Source organism: Pararobbsia alpina (genome assembly GCF_965118125.1).
In the GTDB taxonomy this organism is placed as follows: domain Bacteria; phylum Pseudomonadota; class Gammaproteobacteria; order Burkholderiales; family Burkholderiaceae; genus Pararobbsia; species Pararobbsia alpina_A.
The window spans coordinates 2,141,994-2,157,163 of sequence record NZ_OZ221287.1 but is presented as its reverse complement, the minus strand read 5'-3'; the positions used below and the strand labels follow the sequence as shown (position 1 = coordinate 2,157,163).

Genomic DNA, 15,170 nt, shown 5'->3' with positions numbered 1-15,170 from the left:
GTATAGCTCAAATGAATTCGGCGGCCTGAGCCGCCGAACTCTCCACGGAACGTGCCACGCATCGGCGGCCGCTCCGGGCATCAATGGGACTGCAAACGGACCGCTTCGCACGTTGTGCGCTGCGGTCCGACGCGGCTTACAGCGTCCGCGCGACTTCCGTGACTTCGAAGACTTCGAACTGGTCGCCTTCGACGATGTCGTTGAAGTTCTTCACCGACATACCGCACTCGAAGCCTTGCTTGACTTCCTTGACGTCGTCCTTGAAACGCTTGAGCGAATCGAGTTCGCCCGTATGGATGACGACGTTGTTGCGCAGCACACGCACCGACGAAGAACGCTTGACGATACCGTCGAGCACCATACAACCGGCCACTGCGCCGATCTTCGGCACCTTGAAGACCTGACGGACTTCGACGAGGCCCGTGATGACTTCCTTCTTCTCGGGCGCCAGCATGCCCGACATAGCCGCCTTCACCTCATCCACAGCGTCATAGATGATGTTGTAGTAGCGGATGTCGACGCCGTTCGATTCGGCCAGCTTGCGAGCCAATGCATCCGCACGCGTATTGAAGCCGATGATGACCGCCTTCGACGCCGTCGCGAGGTTGACGTCCGATTCGCTGATGCCACCGACCGCCGCATGCACGATCTGCACACGCACTTCGCTCGTCGACAGCTTGGTCAGCGCATGCACCAGGGCTTCCTGCGAACCCTGAACGTCGGCCTTCACGATCAACGGCAGGTACTGGACTTCGCCTTCCGTCATCGAGTCCATGAAGTTCTCGAGCTTCGCGGCCTGCTGCTTGGCCAGCTTGACGTCGCGGAACTTGCCCTGACGGAACAATGCGATTTCACGCGCCTTGCGCTCGTCCGGCAGCACGATGACTTCTTCGCCTGCGTTCGGCACTTCCGACAGACCCTGGATTTCGACCGGGATCGACGGGCCGGCTTCCTTCGTCGGCTTGCCGTTTTCATCGAGCATTGCACGCACACGACCATAAGCCGTGCCCGCGAGCACCATGTCGCCGCGCTTGAGCGTACCCGACTGGACGAGCACCGTAGCGACCGGACCCTTGCCCTTGTCGAGCTTCGCTTCGATCACGAGGCCCTTCGCCGCAGCGTCGACCGGTGCCGTGAGTTCCAGCACTTCGGCCTGAAGCAGCACGTTTTCGAGCAGATCGTCGATGCCCATCCCGGTCTTCGCCGAAACAGGCACGAACGGCGCATCGCCACCGTACTCTTCCGGCACGACGCCTTCGGCGACGAGTTCCTGCTTCACGCGCTCGACGTTCGCGTCGGGCTTGTCCATCTTGTTGATGGCCACGACGATCGGCACATTGCCGGCCTTCGCGTGGGCGATGGCTTCCTTCGTCTGCGGCATCACGCCGTCGTCAGCCGCCACCACCAGAATCACCACGTCGGTTGCCTGGGCACCGCGGGCACGCATGGCCGTAAAGGCCTCGTGACCCGGCGTATCGAGGAACGTCACGACGCCACGCGGCGTTTCGACGTGGTATGCGCCGATATGCTGCGTGATCCCGCCGGCTTCACCCGCTGCAACCTTCGCGCGGCGGATGTAGTCGAGCAGCGACGTCTTACCGTGGTCGACGTGACCCATGACGGTCACGACCGGCGGACGCGGCAACGCTTCCGCGTCGTGCGCTTCACCGCCCATGTCTTCCGTCAGCAGCGCTTCCGGATCGTCGAGCTTCGCGGCAACGGCACGGTGACCGAGCTCTTCCACGACGATCATCGCCGTTTCCTGGTCGAGCACCTGGTTGATCGTGACCATCTGGCCAAGCTTCATCATGACCTTGATCACTTCCGAAGCCTTGACCGACATCTTGTGCGACAGGTCGGCGACGGAAATCGTCTCCGGCACGTGCACTTCGCGCACGATCGGTTCCGGCGCCGTGAATTGCGGACGGTCGTCCTGATGCTTGCCGCGGCCACGCGGGCCACCACGCCAGTTGCGGTCGACACCGCCGCTCGAATCACCGCGCGTCTTGATGCCGCGGCGCTTCGAGGCGTCGTCTTGCCAGCCACCCGGCTTCGCGCCGGGACCGCGCTTCTTGTCGGCACCGCCAGCCGGTGCGCTACCCGGCGCGGCCGGTTGCGCAGCAGCTGCAGCCGGCTTCTTCGCCGATGCTGCCGGACGAGCCGATCCGCTGCCCTCGGGGCGTGCGGGCTTGTGCAGCGTGCCCTTCGCTTCAGCCGACTTCGCGGCGGCGGCAGGCGCTGCCGCAGGCGCCGGCGCCTCGACAGGCTTCGGCGGCTCGACGACCTTCGCCTTGCGCGGCGTATTCATCATTTCGCGGATTGCGCGTGCTTCGGCTTCAGCTGCCGCACGGCGCTTGCGAATCTGCTCTTCCTCGGCACGGGCGCGATCGGCAACAGCCTTCGCTTCGGCCGCGGCCTTTTCGGCCTCGACACGCTTGGCTTCGCGTGCGGCATTCGCCTTGTCGTCGGCTTCCTTGTCGGCAGCTTCCTTGCGAGCCTGTGCTTCGCGGTCGTCCGCGCCCTGAGTCACCGCGGCCTTCTCGGCGGCGGCGCGCGCTGCGCGCTCCGCGGCTTCGGCGGCTTCACGCTGGGCGGCTTCTTCCTCGGCCTTGCGGCGTTCGGCAGCAGCGGCTTCCTCGGACTTGCGGCGCTCTTCCGCTTCGCGGGCGAGTTGTTCCTGACGAGCCTGAAGTTCGCGCGCCTCGCGTTCGAGCTGTTCGGCGCGTTGCGCCTCCTCGGCCAGGCGAGCAGCTTCCGCAGCCTCTTCGGCCTCGTTTGCGCCCGGCACTTCGACGCCATCTTCGCGCTTCACGAACGTGCGCTTCTTGCGTACTTCGACCTGAATCGTGCGAGCCTTGCCCGTCGCGTCGGATTGCTTGATTTCCGACGTTTGCCGGCGCGTCAGCGTGATCTTGCGCTTGTCTGCTTCGCCCCCGCCGTGCGCACGGCGCAGGTGATCGAGCAGGCGCGCCTTGTCCGCCTCGGACAAGGCATCCGCTTCACTCGCTTTCTGCACACCCGCCGCCTGCAGTTGTTCCAGCAGAACACCGGACGGCATCTTAAGTTCCGCGGCAAATTGGGCTACGTTGTTGCTCGCCATTCAAACCTCATCAGGCAGGACCTCGACGGCCCTGCGGTTAAAACAATCTCGACCGCTATCTCTAGACTCGCATACTGATCTCACTGAAACCAGTGTTCGCGCGCCTTCATGATCAGCGCCTTGGCGGATTCATCATCCATTCCGGTCATCTCAACCAGCTCATCCACTGCGAGTTCGGCCAGATCGTCGCGCGTCTGGACCTTGTGCTCGGCAAGTTTCGTAAGCAGGTCAGGGGTAATGCCGTCCAGGCTCTTCAAGTCGAGGGCAACATTCTCCACCTTTTCCTCGTTCGCGATGGCCTGCGTCAACAACGCGTCGCGCGCGCGGTTACGCAGTTCGTGAACGGTTTCCTCATCGAATGCCTCAATTTCAAGCATTTCGTTGAGCGGCACATACGCAATCTCTTCGAGACTCGTAAAGCCTTCGTCGATCAGGATGTCGGCGACTTCTTCATCGACATCCAGACGCGAAATGAACAAATCGCGATAAACGCTGCGTTCCTGATTCTGCTTCGCAGCCGATTCGTCCGGCGTCATGATGTTGATCTGCCAGCCGGTCAGCTCGCTCGCGAGGCGCACGTTCTGACCGCTGCGGCCGATCGCGACCGCGAGTTCGCTTTCGTCGACGACCACATCCATTGCATGCTTCTCTTCGTCGACCACGAGCGACTGAACCGCCGCCGGAGCCAGCGCGCCGATCACGAACTGCGCCGGATCTTCCGACCACAACACGATGTCGACGTTTTCGCCGCCGAGTTCGTTACGGACCGCCTGCACGCGCGAACCGCGAATGCCGACGCAGGTGCCGATCGGGTCGATACGCTTGTCGTACGCGACGACTGCGATCTTGGCGCGCACGCCCGGGTCACGAGCGGCCGACTTGATCTCGAGCAGGCCCTGCTCGATTTCCGGCACTTCGAATTCGAACAGCTTCATCAGGAACTCGGGCGCCGTGCGCGAGAGTTCGATCTGCGGGCCGCGGGCCGTGCGATCGACCTTCGTGATGTACGCACGTGCGCGATCGCCGACGCGCAGATTTTCCTTCGGGATCATCTGGTCACGGCGCAGCAGCGCTTCGACGCGGCCCGACTCGACGACGAGGTTGCCCTTGTCGAGACGCTTGACCGTGCCGGTCATGATCTTTTCGCCGCGTTCGAGGAAGTCGTTGAGGATCTGCTCGCGTTCCGCGTCACGCACCTTCTGCAGGATCACCTGCTTGGCCGCCTGCGCGCCGATCCGGCCGAACTCGATCGAAGCGATCGGTTCTTCGACGTAATCGCCGATGTTGATCTCCGGATTGTCTTCGCGCGCTTCGAACAGAAGGATCTGTTGATCGGGCTCTTGCAGACCTGCCTCGTCCGGCACGACCAGCCAGCGGCGGAACGTTTCGTGTTCCCCCGATTCGCGATCGATGTGCACGCGGATATCGGCATCGTCGTAAAGCTTCTTCGTGGCCGACGCCAGCGCGGCTTCGAGCGCGGCGTACACGACGTCCTTATTGACGTTTTTCTCGCGCGCCAGCGCATCGACCAGCATCAGTACTTCGCGACTCATTGTTTGCGGCTCCTAAAATCTACGTGCGGAACAAGACGTGCCTTATCGATATCGGCCAGTGTGAAATCGAGCATGGCCGGGCCATCCTTTCCTTCAAACTCCAGTCCTATCGTCTCGCCTTCCGGCGCATGCAGCACACCGCGGTACTGTTTGCGGCCATTCAGCGGCTTTTTCAACGTCACCGACGCCTCGCTTCCTGCGAAGCGCGTGAAATCCGCCAGCTTCTTGAGAGGACGATCGAGGCCAGGTGACGACACCTCGAGACGTTCGTAGTCGATGTTCTCGACCGTCAAAACGTGTTGCAGTTGGCGCGTGACCTTTTCGCAATCTTCAATTGCAATGCCGGCTGGCTGGTCGATGAACACGCAGAAATGTCCGCGCCCCGTTCGTTCGAAGTCGACCAGTTCATAGCCGAGGCCAGTCACTGTGCTTTCTATCAGTTCGGTCAGTTGCACCATTACCCCAGGAGTTGTTGCGTAAGCCCGGAGTGGTGAACCCGTCCGGCTGTCATTCGTGTTCCGGTCGCCTCGCTGCCCGTTCGCTTGGCTGCGCCAGCAACCGGCCCGCGAGCCAGCGAAAGGATGTCGTGCTAAACCGTTTCGGCAAAAAAAAATGGGCGTAACGCCCATCATCTCTTGCCGGTGGTCGCTCGTTGGGCAGCGCGAACGCGCTTTGATAAATCACCCAGCGACTGCGAGATTTTACACTTTATTCAATACATTGGCAACGCCGCGCCTGGCCCGAGGACCGCGCGCGGCGGTCCTGCGAAGCCCTTCACGGTGTTCAACGACCGCGTCCACGGTTGCGTTGACCGCCGCGGCCATTGCCTTGACCGCCAGCATGGCCACCGCCGTTCCCCTGGCCGCCAGCGTGCCCGCCAGCGTTGCCGCGGCCATTGCGCGGGCCGCCACGACCGTTACCGCGCGGCGCCGTGTTGCCATTGGCATTGCCGAATCCGCCAGCACCGGAATTGCCGTAGCTCGTGTTGCCGCGGCTGTTGCCAAACCCCGACTCACTCTTACCGAAGCCCGACTCACCCTTGCGCGGCGCACGATTGCCGATGTTGTCTGGCAAATGGCCGGTGTTGCGCGGCGTTCCCGTAAAGACACCGGTGAACTGCGCCTGAGTGCGACGGGGACCGCGCGGTCCGAAACGGCCCGCGCCGCCGGCACCCTGCTCGGCCGCAAAACCCAGCGCCGTCTGCATCGGATCGGGCTGGCGGCGCTGCGGCGACTGACCGCGCGATGCACCACCGCGCTCTTCGGTCGGCGCCTTCAGGCCCACGGCGCCCATCAGCGCGCGCACCTGGTTGTCCTCGAGCTCTTCCCAGCGGCCGCGCTTGAGGCCTCGCGGCAAGGTCACCGGGCCGTGACGCGTACGAATCAGCCGGCTCACTGTCAGGCCGACCGCTTCAAACATGCGGCGCACTTCACGGTTACGCCCTTCAGCAAGCGCCACGTGATACCAGCGGTTGGTGCCTTCGCCGCCGCCGTCTGCGATACGCAGGAAGTTCGCGGGACCGTCTTCCAGTTCGACGCCCGCGAGCAGCTTCTGACGCGAGCCCTCGGCCAGTTCGCCGATGACGCGTACCGCGTATTCACGCTCCACGCTGTAGCGCGGGTGCATGAAGCGGTTCGCCAGGTCGCCCGAGGTCGTCAGCATCAGCAGACCTTCGGTATTGAAGTCGAGACGGCCCACGGCCAGCCACTTCGCCGTCTTCATCGTCGGCAGCTTGTCGAACACGGACGGACGCCCTTCGGGATCCGAATGGCTGACGATTTCACCGGTCGGCTTGTGATAAATCAGCACGCGCGGCGGCTTGTTCTGGATCTTGCGCTTGACCGGCTTGCCGTTGATCCGGACCTGATCGGTCGGCATGATCCGCTGGCCGATATGCGCCGGCTCGCCGTTGACCGATACGCGCCCGGCCAGAATCAGCTCTTCCATTTCGCGGCGCGATCCCATGCCAGCTTCGGCCAGGACCTTGTGCAGCTTCGGTGCGTCGTCGTCCGGCGACAGCACGCGCTTGGGCTTGTCGGCCGGCTTGCGGCCACGGCGCAGCATCGGCGCGCGCACACCCGTGCCGCCGCTATTGTCGGCATCGAATGCCGGCGACGTCACATAGGCAAACAACTCTTCGGCATTGCCTTGCGCATTCGCGCCTGCATCGGCGCCGCCGTTCTTGCCGGCTCCGCGACCGCCTTGCTTCGGACCCTGCGCGGCGTCTTGCTGACGTCCGCGATTGCGTCCGTTGGCGTTGCGGCCCTGGCGTTCGCCACCTGCGCCGCCACGCGCTTCATTGCCACGCGCGTCGTTGCGGCCTTCGCCGCGTGCCTCGCCCTGACGGCGACCGTTGTTGCGACCCGGACGGCGGCCTTGCTGAGGCTGTGCGTCGTTCGACGCTGCGCCGGCCTCGGCGCTCACGCCTTCCGAACCCGATGCCGACTCAACCGGGGCTGCGCTGCTTTCGGCCGACACCGGCGCGAAAGACGCATCGCCTGCACTTTCGGACAGCGGCAGCTCGGCCTGCGCGGACGCGGTGTCTGCGCGCTTGCGGCGCGGCGCCGCCGCGCGGCGAGGACGCGTTCCTTCGCGAGCAGCGGCGGGACCTGCCTCGCCTTCCACGCCCGGCGCAGCGGCCTCGGCGCCAGCTGGCGCGTCGCCTGCAGCCTGCGCGCTCTCCGCGCCTTCCGCATCCTTCGACTTGCCGGCACGTCGCCGTGCAATCAGGCTGCGCGGACCGCGACGCAATCCACGGCGTGCGCCGCGTTCGCCGTCAGCACCCTCTTCGGATGCCGCAGCGGGCGCTGCCGCCTCGGATTGCACCGGCGCTTCTGCGCCCGACGCCTCGTGAGCGACGCCCGAATCGGGCGACGCCGGCTTGGCCTTCTTCGCGCGCGGCGTGCGTGCGCGAACCGGCCGCGGCTCGTCTTCACGATGCTCGGGCGAATCGTTGCGTTCTTCGTCTTTCAAACTAAACCTCTGAGAGTCGTGGCCGGGCCGCCCAGCAGGCGCGCAGCGGCCGTCCTACGCCGATCAGGTCTCGCGCGGAATGTCGTCCGGGCGTTCCGTCAGCGGATCGTTCGCATCGCCGTGCACCGGGTCGGTCGCGGTGGACGCGTCCGGATGCAGGCGTTCTTGCGGCCGATGCTCGTCGGCATCGACCATTGTGTTTTCGTGGGCCTCGGCGTGCAGCGCGGCATCGGCTTCCGATGCGTCTGCGTGCCCGGCCAGTTCATGCGCAACGCCCTGACCCGTGTGCTGCATCGAGTCATCGGCATGGGGCAGCACATCGTCGAGCGTGTCGTTCCACGCATCCTGATGCCCGAATTCGTCGCCGTGAGAAACCGTTCCGGCGACGTCACGGTCGGCAACGTCATGCTCTGCTTGTTCGGAAGCAGAAACGCCCGCCTCACCTTCTGCGGACTCATGCCCCGCGGGCTCACGCTCAAGTGTCTCACCGCCGGCGAGCTTGCCCGCATCCGGAAGCGAGTCCAATGCGACGCTTGCCGCATCGCCCGACTCACCGCCGATCGTCGACTCACCGGCAGCCGCCGGCTCCGGCGCGGTGTCGGCCGCCGCGTGCTGCGCAGGCTCGCCGTCCTCGGTCGTGCCGGCGTCATCTTCCGATGCGCTCTCGACACCCGGTGCGGCATGTGCCGCCTTGGCGACTGCCGCGGCGACCTTCTCCGCAAGCTCCTCTTCCGGCAAATCGTCGAACGCGATCGCGTGCTGAGCAAGCAAATCGGACTGGACTGCCGCGTCGGGCGTCACCAGCGATGGCAGTTCGTCGAGCGCCTTGAGCCCGAGGTCGTCGAGAAAGTGCTTGGTCGTCGCGTAAAGCGCAGGCCGGCCTGGCACATCCCGATGGCCGATCACTTCGATCCAGTCACGATCTTCGAGCTGCTTGATCACTTGCGTGCTCACTGCCACGCCGCGAATTTCTTCGATGTCGCCACGCGTCACCGGCTGGCGATACGCGATGATCGCCAGCGTTTCCAGCACAGCACGCGAGTATTTCGGCGGCTTTTCGGGATGCAGTCGATCGAGAAAGACACGCATCGCAGGCTTGCTTTGAAAGCGCCAGCCACTGGCGAGCGACACCAGCTCCACACCTCGTCCTGACCACTCACCACGCAGTTCTTCAAGCAGGGCACGCACCGTGTCGGCCGATACGGGCTCGGCAAACAGCTTGCGCAACTCGCCCAGCTTGAGCGGCTCCTGTGCACAGATCAACGCAGTTTCGAGGACGATCCTTGCCTCTTGAGTATTCATGCAGCTAGTCCCGACCTGAGCGGTCAGCAGAACGGGATCAAAAGAAACTGGAATAGAGAGAAACGCTCGCCCGATTGTGATCGGTCATAGTGACGGGAGCGTATCTCGGGAAGGCCGACGAATCGTCAACGATCGGCCGTATCACTTCTTGCCGTCAGCGCCCGGCACTACCGCCCGGACGCAAGGTGAATCTCACCCGGCGAGCCGTCGCGGCGCAATTCGCGCGGGCTTCGGCAGCAGACTCCGATTGAGACACCTGCGGGAGTCGCCTGATAACGACGCATCTTACGCAAAAAGAATCACGCCGTAAACGGGCCGTCAATTCCCGGCACGCGCCCGGGCAAGGAAATCCGGCTGTCCGAACGCGTTCTGCGGGTGCCGCGCCGGAAACACGCATGAATCTGAACGGACGAGGTACCCATCCACACGATGCCCCCGATGCCTTCGATGCGTCGGAGCCTACCCGCGACCTGCCCCGATTCATCCGATCGACCGGATTCACCCAATCTGCCTGTCAGGCGCCGCTGTCTAGACCTGTTCAAGAAACCGGGCAAGACGGCTGACCCCTTCGTCGAGCCGTGCCGTGCTGCACGCATAACACCACCGCACGAAGCCCTCGCCTTCGTCGCCGAACGCCACGCCTGGCGCAAGGCCGAGGCCCGCGCGCTGGACGAGTTGCTTGCATAAAGCGAGGCTGTCGCGTGCCGCGTCGAGACGGAAAAACAGGTACATCGCCCCGTCCCCGGGTTTGACGTCGACGCCCGGCAGCGCGCGAAGCGCCTGCACCAGGTGATCGCGTGATTGCCGCAACTGCGCGACCACGCCGTCCGTCACGGCGGCACCGTCGCGCACGGCGACCACACCGGCACGCTGCACGAAATCCGGCGCGCACGATGTGTTGTACTCGACCAGCTTGCCGAGATCGTCCATCAACGCATCGGGTGCGACGATCCAGCCGAGCCTCCACCCTGTCATCAGCCACGCCTTCGAAAACGAATTGACTGCAATCACGCGCTCGTCGCGACCGGCGAGATCGAGAAACGACGGCGCCGTGCGACCCGTCCCGTAGTACAGGCGCTCGTAGACTTCATCGGCGATGATCCAGATGCCATGGCGGCGGCAATGATCGAGCACCGCCTGTTGCTGGGCGCGCGTCATGACCCATCCGGTCGGGTTGTTCGGCGAATTGATCAGCACGGCGCGCGTTCCCGGCGTCAGCGCGGCCAGCAGCTGATCGAGATCGACGTCGAACCCGTTCGGCCCGTACCGCAGCGATACGGTTTCGACTTCGGCACCGAGGATTTTGGGAATCTCGACGAGATTCGGCCAGAGCGGCGTCAGCGCAACGACCCGGTCGCCCGCGCCGACGACCAGCTGCGATGCGAGCATCAGCGCGTTGACGCCAGCGCTCGTGACGGCGATATGGTCCGGGGACGTCGCCCCGTGCAGCACGGACACGTACTCCGCGATTGCGCCGCGCAGCGCAGGTATCCCGAGATTGTGGGTATAGAACGTGGCGCCGTCTGCCAGTGCCGCGCTGGCCGCATCGCGAATGAATCGCGGCGTTTGCTGGTCCGACTCGCCGAACCAGAACGGCAACACATCGGGCAGCCCCATCGCCGCATTCGCGACCTCGCGGATCTTCGACGCGCGCAAGGCGCGCACTGCTTCGCGCGCAAGCGGCGCGGCCGAGCCTTGTCTCGAGCCGGTCGCGAAAGATAGGGTTTCTGTCTGTGTCGCCATTGCAGTGCCACGCTCCCGATCGTCAAAAAAACGATGGTAGCAGCGCTGCCGCCGCGGTGCCTATGCCCCGAGGCTCATGCGCAATGGCACGTCGCGCACGATCTGCCAGACGGCGTCGGCCGCCGGGGACAGCGAGCGATCGCGCCGGCGCACGAGTGCAACGGTGCGCTCGGCGGTCGGCACGAGCGGGCGCGAAACAAGAGACATTCCGGCGGGCAGAGGCAGCGCGAGGTTCGGCAGCACGGAGATGCCGACACCCGCATCGACCAGGCCGAAGACGCTCGCCGGATGCGCCATTTCCTGCACCACCACGGGCTCGATACCGTGATCCCGAAACACTTTCTCGATCAGCGGACGGCTTCCCGAAGCCGTGTCGAGCATCACGAGCCGCTCGCCCTGCAGCGCGCTCCAGCTGATCGAATCGCTGAGCGCGAGCGGGTGATCGACGCGGCACACGACGCTGAACGAGTCGGTCATCACCGGCTCAAGTACCAGGCCATCCGCGGCAATGGGGTCGAGCAGCGGCGCGATGACCACGCCAAAATCCACCTCGCCCGATTTGACCTTGCGCAGCACGTCGTACTGCACCTCGTCGCGCAGCGAGAGCGCGATATACCGGTGCAGCGCGTTGCACTGCGCGACGGCAAGCGGCATGACGCGCGCCGACACCGTCGGCGCAGCAGCGACCACCACGCGGCCCCGGCGCTGCTCGCCGATCTCGCGGATTTCGCGCAGCGCTCCATCCAGTTCGCCTAGCAGGCGGGAGACGCTCGCGACCAGATTGAGCCCGGCCTCGGTGAGCACGACTTCGCGCGTGGTGCGATCGAGCAGCTTGAGCCCGAGCTCGTCTTCGAGTTCGCGGATCGACCGGCTGACAGCAGACTGCGTCAGACCGATCTTCTGGCCCGCACGGCTAAAACTCGCCAGCCGGGCCACCTCCATGAATACCCGCAACTGCCTCAGCGTCACGTTCATATTGTTGTTCGCGCTCCTGGCGCCTGATGCGTCAATCCGATAGACCGGCGCTGTCGATGTGCCTGCCGCATCATAGCGCGCACGCTCGTTTATGACGCACCGGGGTTGCGCATGGCGTCCCGCGGCGGCACCGCCCGAGCCTGTCAGACGGTGGCGCGAACGGTTGCGCGCGCACAACACGCGCGAAATGCGCCGAAATCCGACGAATTGCCTCATCACCGCCGCATACCGATTCGATCAGCGATTCCCCGCTCGCCTCGATGGTGCGCGTGCCGGCGATGCCCGGCCCCGGATCAGCCCGCCCGTGCACAAGATCGGTGATTCCACCGATTCCCGCCCCCTCCCATCCAGCGCTTTGATACAGCGTCTGAAACACCCTGAAACCCTTGTGCGGCGGGGGTTTGCGTTGCTGCACTGCAAGATTGGCATGGTTTTCGCTGAAGTGTGTTCAACCGGCTCGGGCCGTCACGCAATCGAGTGCGGCGACCCGAACCGGCAACTAAAGAGCCGCATCTTCTAGAAAACGTCCGCGCGTCTTAAGTGCACGGCGCGCATGGCGCGGGCCCACACTGGGGTAAGCATCGCTGAGGTGAAACATGATGGTATTCGACGATTTGAAAGACAACGAATGGGCCCTTGTCGAGGCGCTGTTCTGCGACGAGCCCAAGCGCAGCGAACGCCGCGGTCGCCCGCGCGTCGAAGCCCGTTCCGTCGTGAATGCAGTCTTGTGGGTGTTGAGCACGGGTGAAGGCTGGTCGAAGTTGCCGGGACGCTATCCGTCCCCGCCGACGTGCCGTCGCCGCTTCGACGAATGGCAGGCCGATGGAACGCTCGCTGAAATCGTCAAACGCCTGGGCGGCTGCGGACGGGAAATCAGTCTGCGCGGGCGCGCAGCGGCGACGGTCTCCAAACAGCCGGCGCCTCCGGCACGCGACCGTCTTCGCGGCGCGTTCTGGACCAACCCGGAGTCGTGGCGGGCTCCCGTGAAACTGGCCTGATTACACACGATTCGGGACCCTCTCGATCCTCGAGACTCGAGACCCTCGGGTTCATTTGCCGGATCTGTTACAGGCACGGCCACACACGGTACGGAGGCGCTCGTCAGCGAGATCGCCTCCGGCCCGCCTCGCATAGCGCCACGGCGGCACCCTGGCCGCATCCGGGCGCACCGGCGAAACGCGGATAAACATTCCTTTACGAACACTTACAGCTTGCGCGCGCCGAATCCGTAGACTGGACTTTCCCGGTTCAGGTCTGCAGGTTGCCCAATGAACGCGAAGAAGCTGCTCGCCGTCGGCGTCGCAGCGCTGCAACTTGGTGGATTTCTGATGGCGTCACCCGCGCGGAGTCAGGCTGCCTCGGCGTGGGCGTCGCATGCTGCGCCGACGACGCTGCCTGTCGACCGCGCGCCTCCGCGCGGCTCCGATTTCACGCCGCCCGCGCCGCGAGGCAATCTGCGCGGCGATATCGCCGCGAACTCGCACGACGATCGGCACGACCACGACCGTAACGAGAACGATCACAAACCGGCACGTCGATAGCGGTCCGGCGTAAGCCGGCGCGCGCGCCTTCGAAAATAAATCCCAAAATAAATGGAACCTGTATCGCCGTTGCGCGGTCGGATTCTTTGCCATGACCACAGCGTGGCATGTGTTACCCGGTATCGCCCGTATCTCCGGATACGGGCGTTTTTTTAGGTCATGCTGCTGCTGTCGCGACGACAGGCCGATCGAACGGCCGTTGGGCCGGGTCGACGAACTACGTACCCGTAGGCTTCGGTGCTTCGACCGGGACCAGATACAGATTGACACGCTCATCGGGCCAGGTCGGCGCGCGTTCGCTGCGCTCAAGGCGGACGATTTCGGCCTTGCCACGCGGGGTGAGCACGGCGATATCGACGGGGGCGTGATAGCCCGGACCATCGGGTGTGCGCTGACGGATCGTTTCGAGCAGCCCTGCCCCTCGAAGAAATTCAAATACCTTGGGTCGCTTCGGCCACGGCACTTGCCGATACTGCGCATGCCGCAGTGCCTCGAGGACGGCCTCGTTCGAGTGCTTCATTTCGCTCTCCGCGTTCCGGCCATCGGCCGCAATTCGACTTTTTGTTAGGACAGCGCCAACCCCATTTCAGACATGCGGTCAAACTGGCATACCTGCGTGGCAAACTGTGATCTTAAGCCCGACATATCGCGCAGGCAAAGTGTCGTAAAGCCCGACTTGCACTGGAATGCAACTCTGATTTTCCGAAAGGTTAGTAACAACTTGTAAGCGTGGTAAGCAAAATTAAGCGGGCGGCGGGCCTCCACGTCGCGCCGATAGAATGGAATTGTCTCTCGAATGCCATTTCGTAGCGGGTTTGCTTTTTTTCTCTCTTAGCGGAGGTTCAATCATGAAGAAAGTGTCCCTGGCGTTGGCAGTTTCCCTGATGTCGCTTGCAGGGATCGCCGCAGCGCAATCCGACGGTGTGACCATGAGCACCGACCCGGCGAAGGCGGCAGACGTCGAGGCCCGCGCACAGGCGCTTCAGGATTCGCAAGCGAAGGCTGAGTCGATGAAAATGAGCGCGCCGTCGCACAAGTCGATGCACCATCACGCCAAAAAGGCCGCTGCAGCCAGTTCGGCAGAGTAAGATAGCGCCCGCCGGATTCCGGCGATCGGCGTCGACCCGATTCCGATACGGAATCGCGACGCTCGCGAACTGTCGGGAGCCACGGCTTCCCGCACTCCGACAGAAGCCCGCCTCCGAGCGGGCTTCTGCTTTTTGTTGAATCTCAGCCTTAAGCGCGCTTTGAAGGAGCCAGTGTGAGCAATATTCAATTCGACATCGAATGGACCGACGCGGCAAGCCGCAAGATCGAAAAGCTGATGCCGAAGGCAAAGGGTCCTCAGGCCGGCGCGCAGGGCGAGCGTGAGCCGGTGCTCGCGCTGCCCCCGATCGAATGCCTGCCTGCCGAAGGCGATGTGCTGTTTCTCGGACCGAGAGGTAAACAGCAACCCTTCATCGTCGCGGAGCGTCAGTATCACCACGAAGGCGGCGGCGACTGGACCATCGTATTGATCCTCGATTTGCCTGACGAGGACTGAACGAAAAAAAACCCGCACTTTACGCAAAGTGCGGGTTCAAACCGTCGCCCTACGAGGAAAGGCGACGGGGCCAATCCAAAGACTCTCGTATTCGTTCCGACAGGTTGCCTGCCCCGATGGGCGCCGGGTCTCCCTGACCCGGTCTTCTCGCATCGAGCGACCCTGCTCCTGTTCCCTGCATGGCGCGATGACAGTGCGCGGCATCTTGCGCACCGGCAGCTGCGACACGCTTCAAAAGGCTGGCCGTGCACTACATAACGCAACAGCCATGCCATGCGATGCGATCTGTATGCGCGCCTGATACGGTCTGCGTCACAACCTGAAGCGAAGCCCCGCACAGCAAGGCGCTCCGGAAAAACGTCGATGTGCCGTGCTTCGCTCTGCGAATCGTGCTTCCAAATCGCTCGAACGTTTGATCGTTGGGTGTGTGGGGTGGATGT

At 64.0% G+C, this 15,170-nt stretch carries 11 protein-coding genes and 1 pseudogene; 4 read left to right on the top strand and 8 right to left on the bottom strand.

Translation table 11 applies throughout. The features are described from left to right. Window positions 1-136 precede the first annotated feature (136 nt). The 7 genes from infB to ACMFWR_RS09405 form a co-directional block, all read right to left on the bottom strand. Entirely contained in the window at window positions 137-3,100 is a 2,964-nt protein-coding gene (gene infB / locus ACMFWR_RS09435) for a translation initiation factor IF-2 (RefSeq protein WP_413191419.1), read from the bottom strand. Between the two features lie 80 nt (window positions 3,101-3,180). Next, window positions 3,181-4,653 (bottom strand): transcription termination factor NusA, encoded by a 1,473-nt coding sequence (gene nusA, locus ACMFWR_RS09430; protein ID WP_413191418.1) that lies wholly within the window; start codon window positions 4,651-4,653, stop codon window positions 3,181-3,183. After that, window positions 4,650-5,108 carry a ribosome maturation factor RimP gene (gene rimP, locus ACMFWR_RS09425; RefSeq protein WP_413194838.1) on the bottom strand — a complete coding sequence of 153 codons (459 nt, stop codon included), beginning with the start codon at window positions 5,106-5,108 and terminating at the stop codon, window positions 4,650-4,652. The genes nusA and rimP overlap by 4 nt, the downstream gene beginning before the upstream one ends. Before the next feature lie 328 nt (window positions 5,109-5,436). Further along, entirely contained in the window at window positions 5,437-7,278 is a 1,842-nt protein-coding gene (gene rluB, locus ACMFWR_RS09420) for a 23S rRNA pseudouridine(2605) synthase RluB (protein WP_413194837.1), read from the bottom strand. 411 nt (window positions 7,279-7,689) lie between these two features. After that, complete coding sequence (scpB, locus tag ACMFWR_RS09415) at window positions 7,690-8,928, bottom strand: SMC-Scp complex subunit ScpB (protein ID WP_413191417.1); 1,239 nt, start codon at window positions 8,926-8,928, stop codon at window positions 7,690-7,692. A gap of 528 nt (window positions 8,929-9,456) precedes the next feature. Beyond that, window positions 9,457-10,671, bottom strand: coding sequence for a pyridoxal phosphate-dependent aminotransferase (locus ACMFWR_RS09410; RefSeq protein WP_413191416.1), 1,215 nt, complete (start codon window positions 10,669-10,671; stop codon window positions 9,457-9,459). Between the two features lie 60 nt (window positions 10,672-10,731). Continuing rightward, complete coding sequence (locus ACMFWR_RS09405; protein ID WP_413191415.1) at window positions 10,732-11,646, bottom strand: LysR family transcriptional regulator; 915 nt, start codon at window positions 11,644-11,646, stop codon at window positions 10,732-10,734. Window positions 11,647-12,245: 599 nt separating this feature from the next. Here ACMFWR_RS09405 and ACMFWR_RS09400 point away from each other — a divergent pair. Beyond that, window positions 12,246-12,641: pseudogene (locus ACMFWR_RS09400) on the top strand (transposase); the annotation flags it as partial. A gap of 273 nt (window positions 12,642-12,914) precedes the next feature. Further along, on the top strand, window positions 12,915-13,187 hold the full coding sequence (locus ACMFWR_RS09395) for a hypothetical protein (RefSeq protein ID WP_413191414.1): 273 nt from the start codon (window positions 12,915-12,917) through the stop codon (window positions 13,185-13,187). A 217-nt stretch (window positions 13,188-13,404) separates the two neighbouring features. Here ACMFWR_RS09395 and ACMFWR_RS09390 read toward each other — a convergent pair whose 3' ends face one another. Then, window positions 13,405-13,707, bottom strand: a complete 303-nt coding sequence (locus ACMFWR_RS09390) for a hypothetical protein (protein WP_413191413.1) — start codon at window positions 13,705-13,707, stop codon at window positions 13,405-13,407. Between the two features lie 328 nt (window positions 13,708-14,035). On the opposite strand from ACMFWR_RS09390, the gene ACMFWR_RS09385 reads away from it, so the two are divergent. Both ACMFWR_RS09385 and ACMFWR_RS09380 read left to right on the top strand, forming a co-directional pair. Further along, the gene (locus tag ACMFWR_RS09385; protein ID WP_413191412.1) at window positions 14,036-14,275 is read left to right on the top strand and encodes a hypothetical protein; all 240 of its coding nucleotides are present in this window, start codon (window positions 14,036-14,038) and stop codon (window positions 14,273-14,275) included. A 173-nt stretch (window positions 14,276-14,448) separates the two neighbouring features. Continuing rightward, the gene (locus ACMFWR_RS09380; RefSeq protein WP_413191411.1) at window positions 14,449-14,730 is read left to right on the top strand and encodes a DNA-binding protein; all 282 of its coding nucleotides are present in this window, start codon (window positions 14,449-14,451) and stop codon (window positions 14,728-14,730) included. The last annotated feature ends 440 nt before the right edge of the window (window positions 14,731-15,170 follow it).

Excerpts from the sequence above, each read along its gene's own strand:
- nusA (WP_413191418.1), bottom strand. The coding sequence starts at position 4,653 with ATGAGTCGCGAAGTACTGATGCTGGTCGATGCGCTGGCGCGCGAGAAA.
- ACMFWR_RS09390 (WP_413191413.1), bottom strand. The coding sequence starts at position 13,707 with ATGAAGCACTCGAACGAGGCCGTCCTCGAGGCACTGCGGCATGCGCAG.
- ACMFWR_RS09405 (WP_413191415.1), bottom strand. The coding sequence starts at position 11,646 with ATGAACGTGACGCTGAGGCAGTTGCGGGTATTCATGGAGGTGGCCCGG.
- ACMFWR_RS09385 (WP_413191412.1), top strand. The coding sequence starts at position 14,036 with ATGAAGAAAGTGTCCCTGGCGTTGGCAGTTTCCCTGATGTCGCTTGCA.
- infB (WP_413191419.1), bottom strand. The coding sequence starts at position 3,100 with ATGGCGAGCAACAACGTAGCCCAATTTGCCGCGGAACTTAAGATGCCG.
- ACMFWR_RS09395 (WP_413191414.1), top strand. The coding sequence starts at position 12,915 with ATGAACGCGAAGAAGCTGCTCGCCGTCGGCGTCGCAGCGCTGCAACTT.
- ACMFWR_RS09410 (WP_413191416.1), bottom strand. The coding sequence starts at position 10,671 with ATGGCGACACAGACAGAAACCCTATCTTTCGCGACCGGCTCGAGACAA.
- scpB (WP_413191417.1), bottom strand. The coding sequence starts at position 8,928 with ATGAATACTCAAGAGGCAAGGATCGTCCTCGAAACTGCGTTGATCTGT.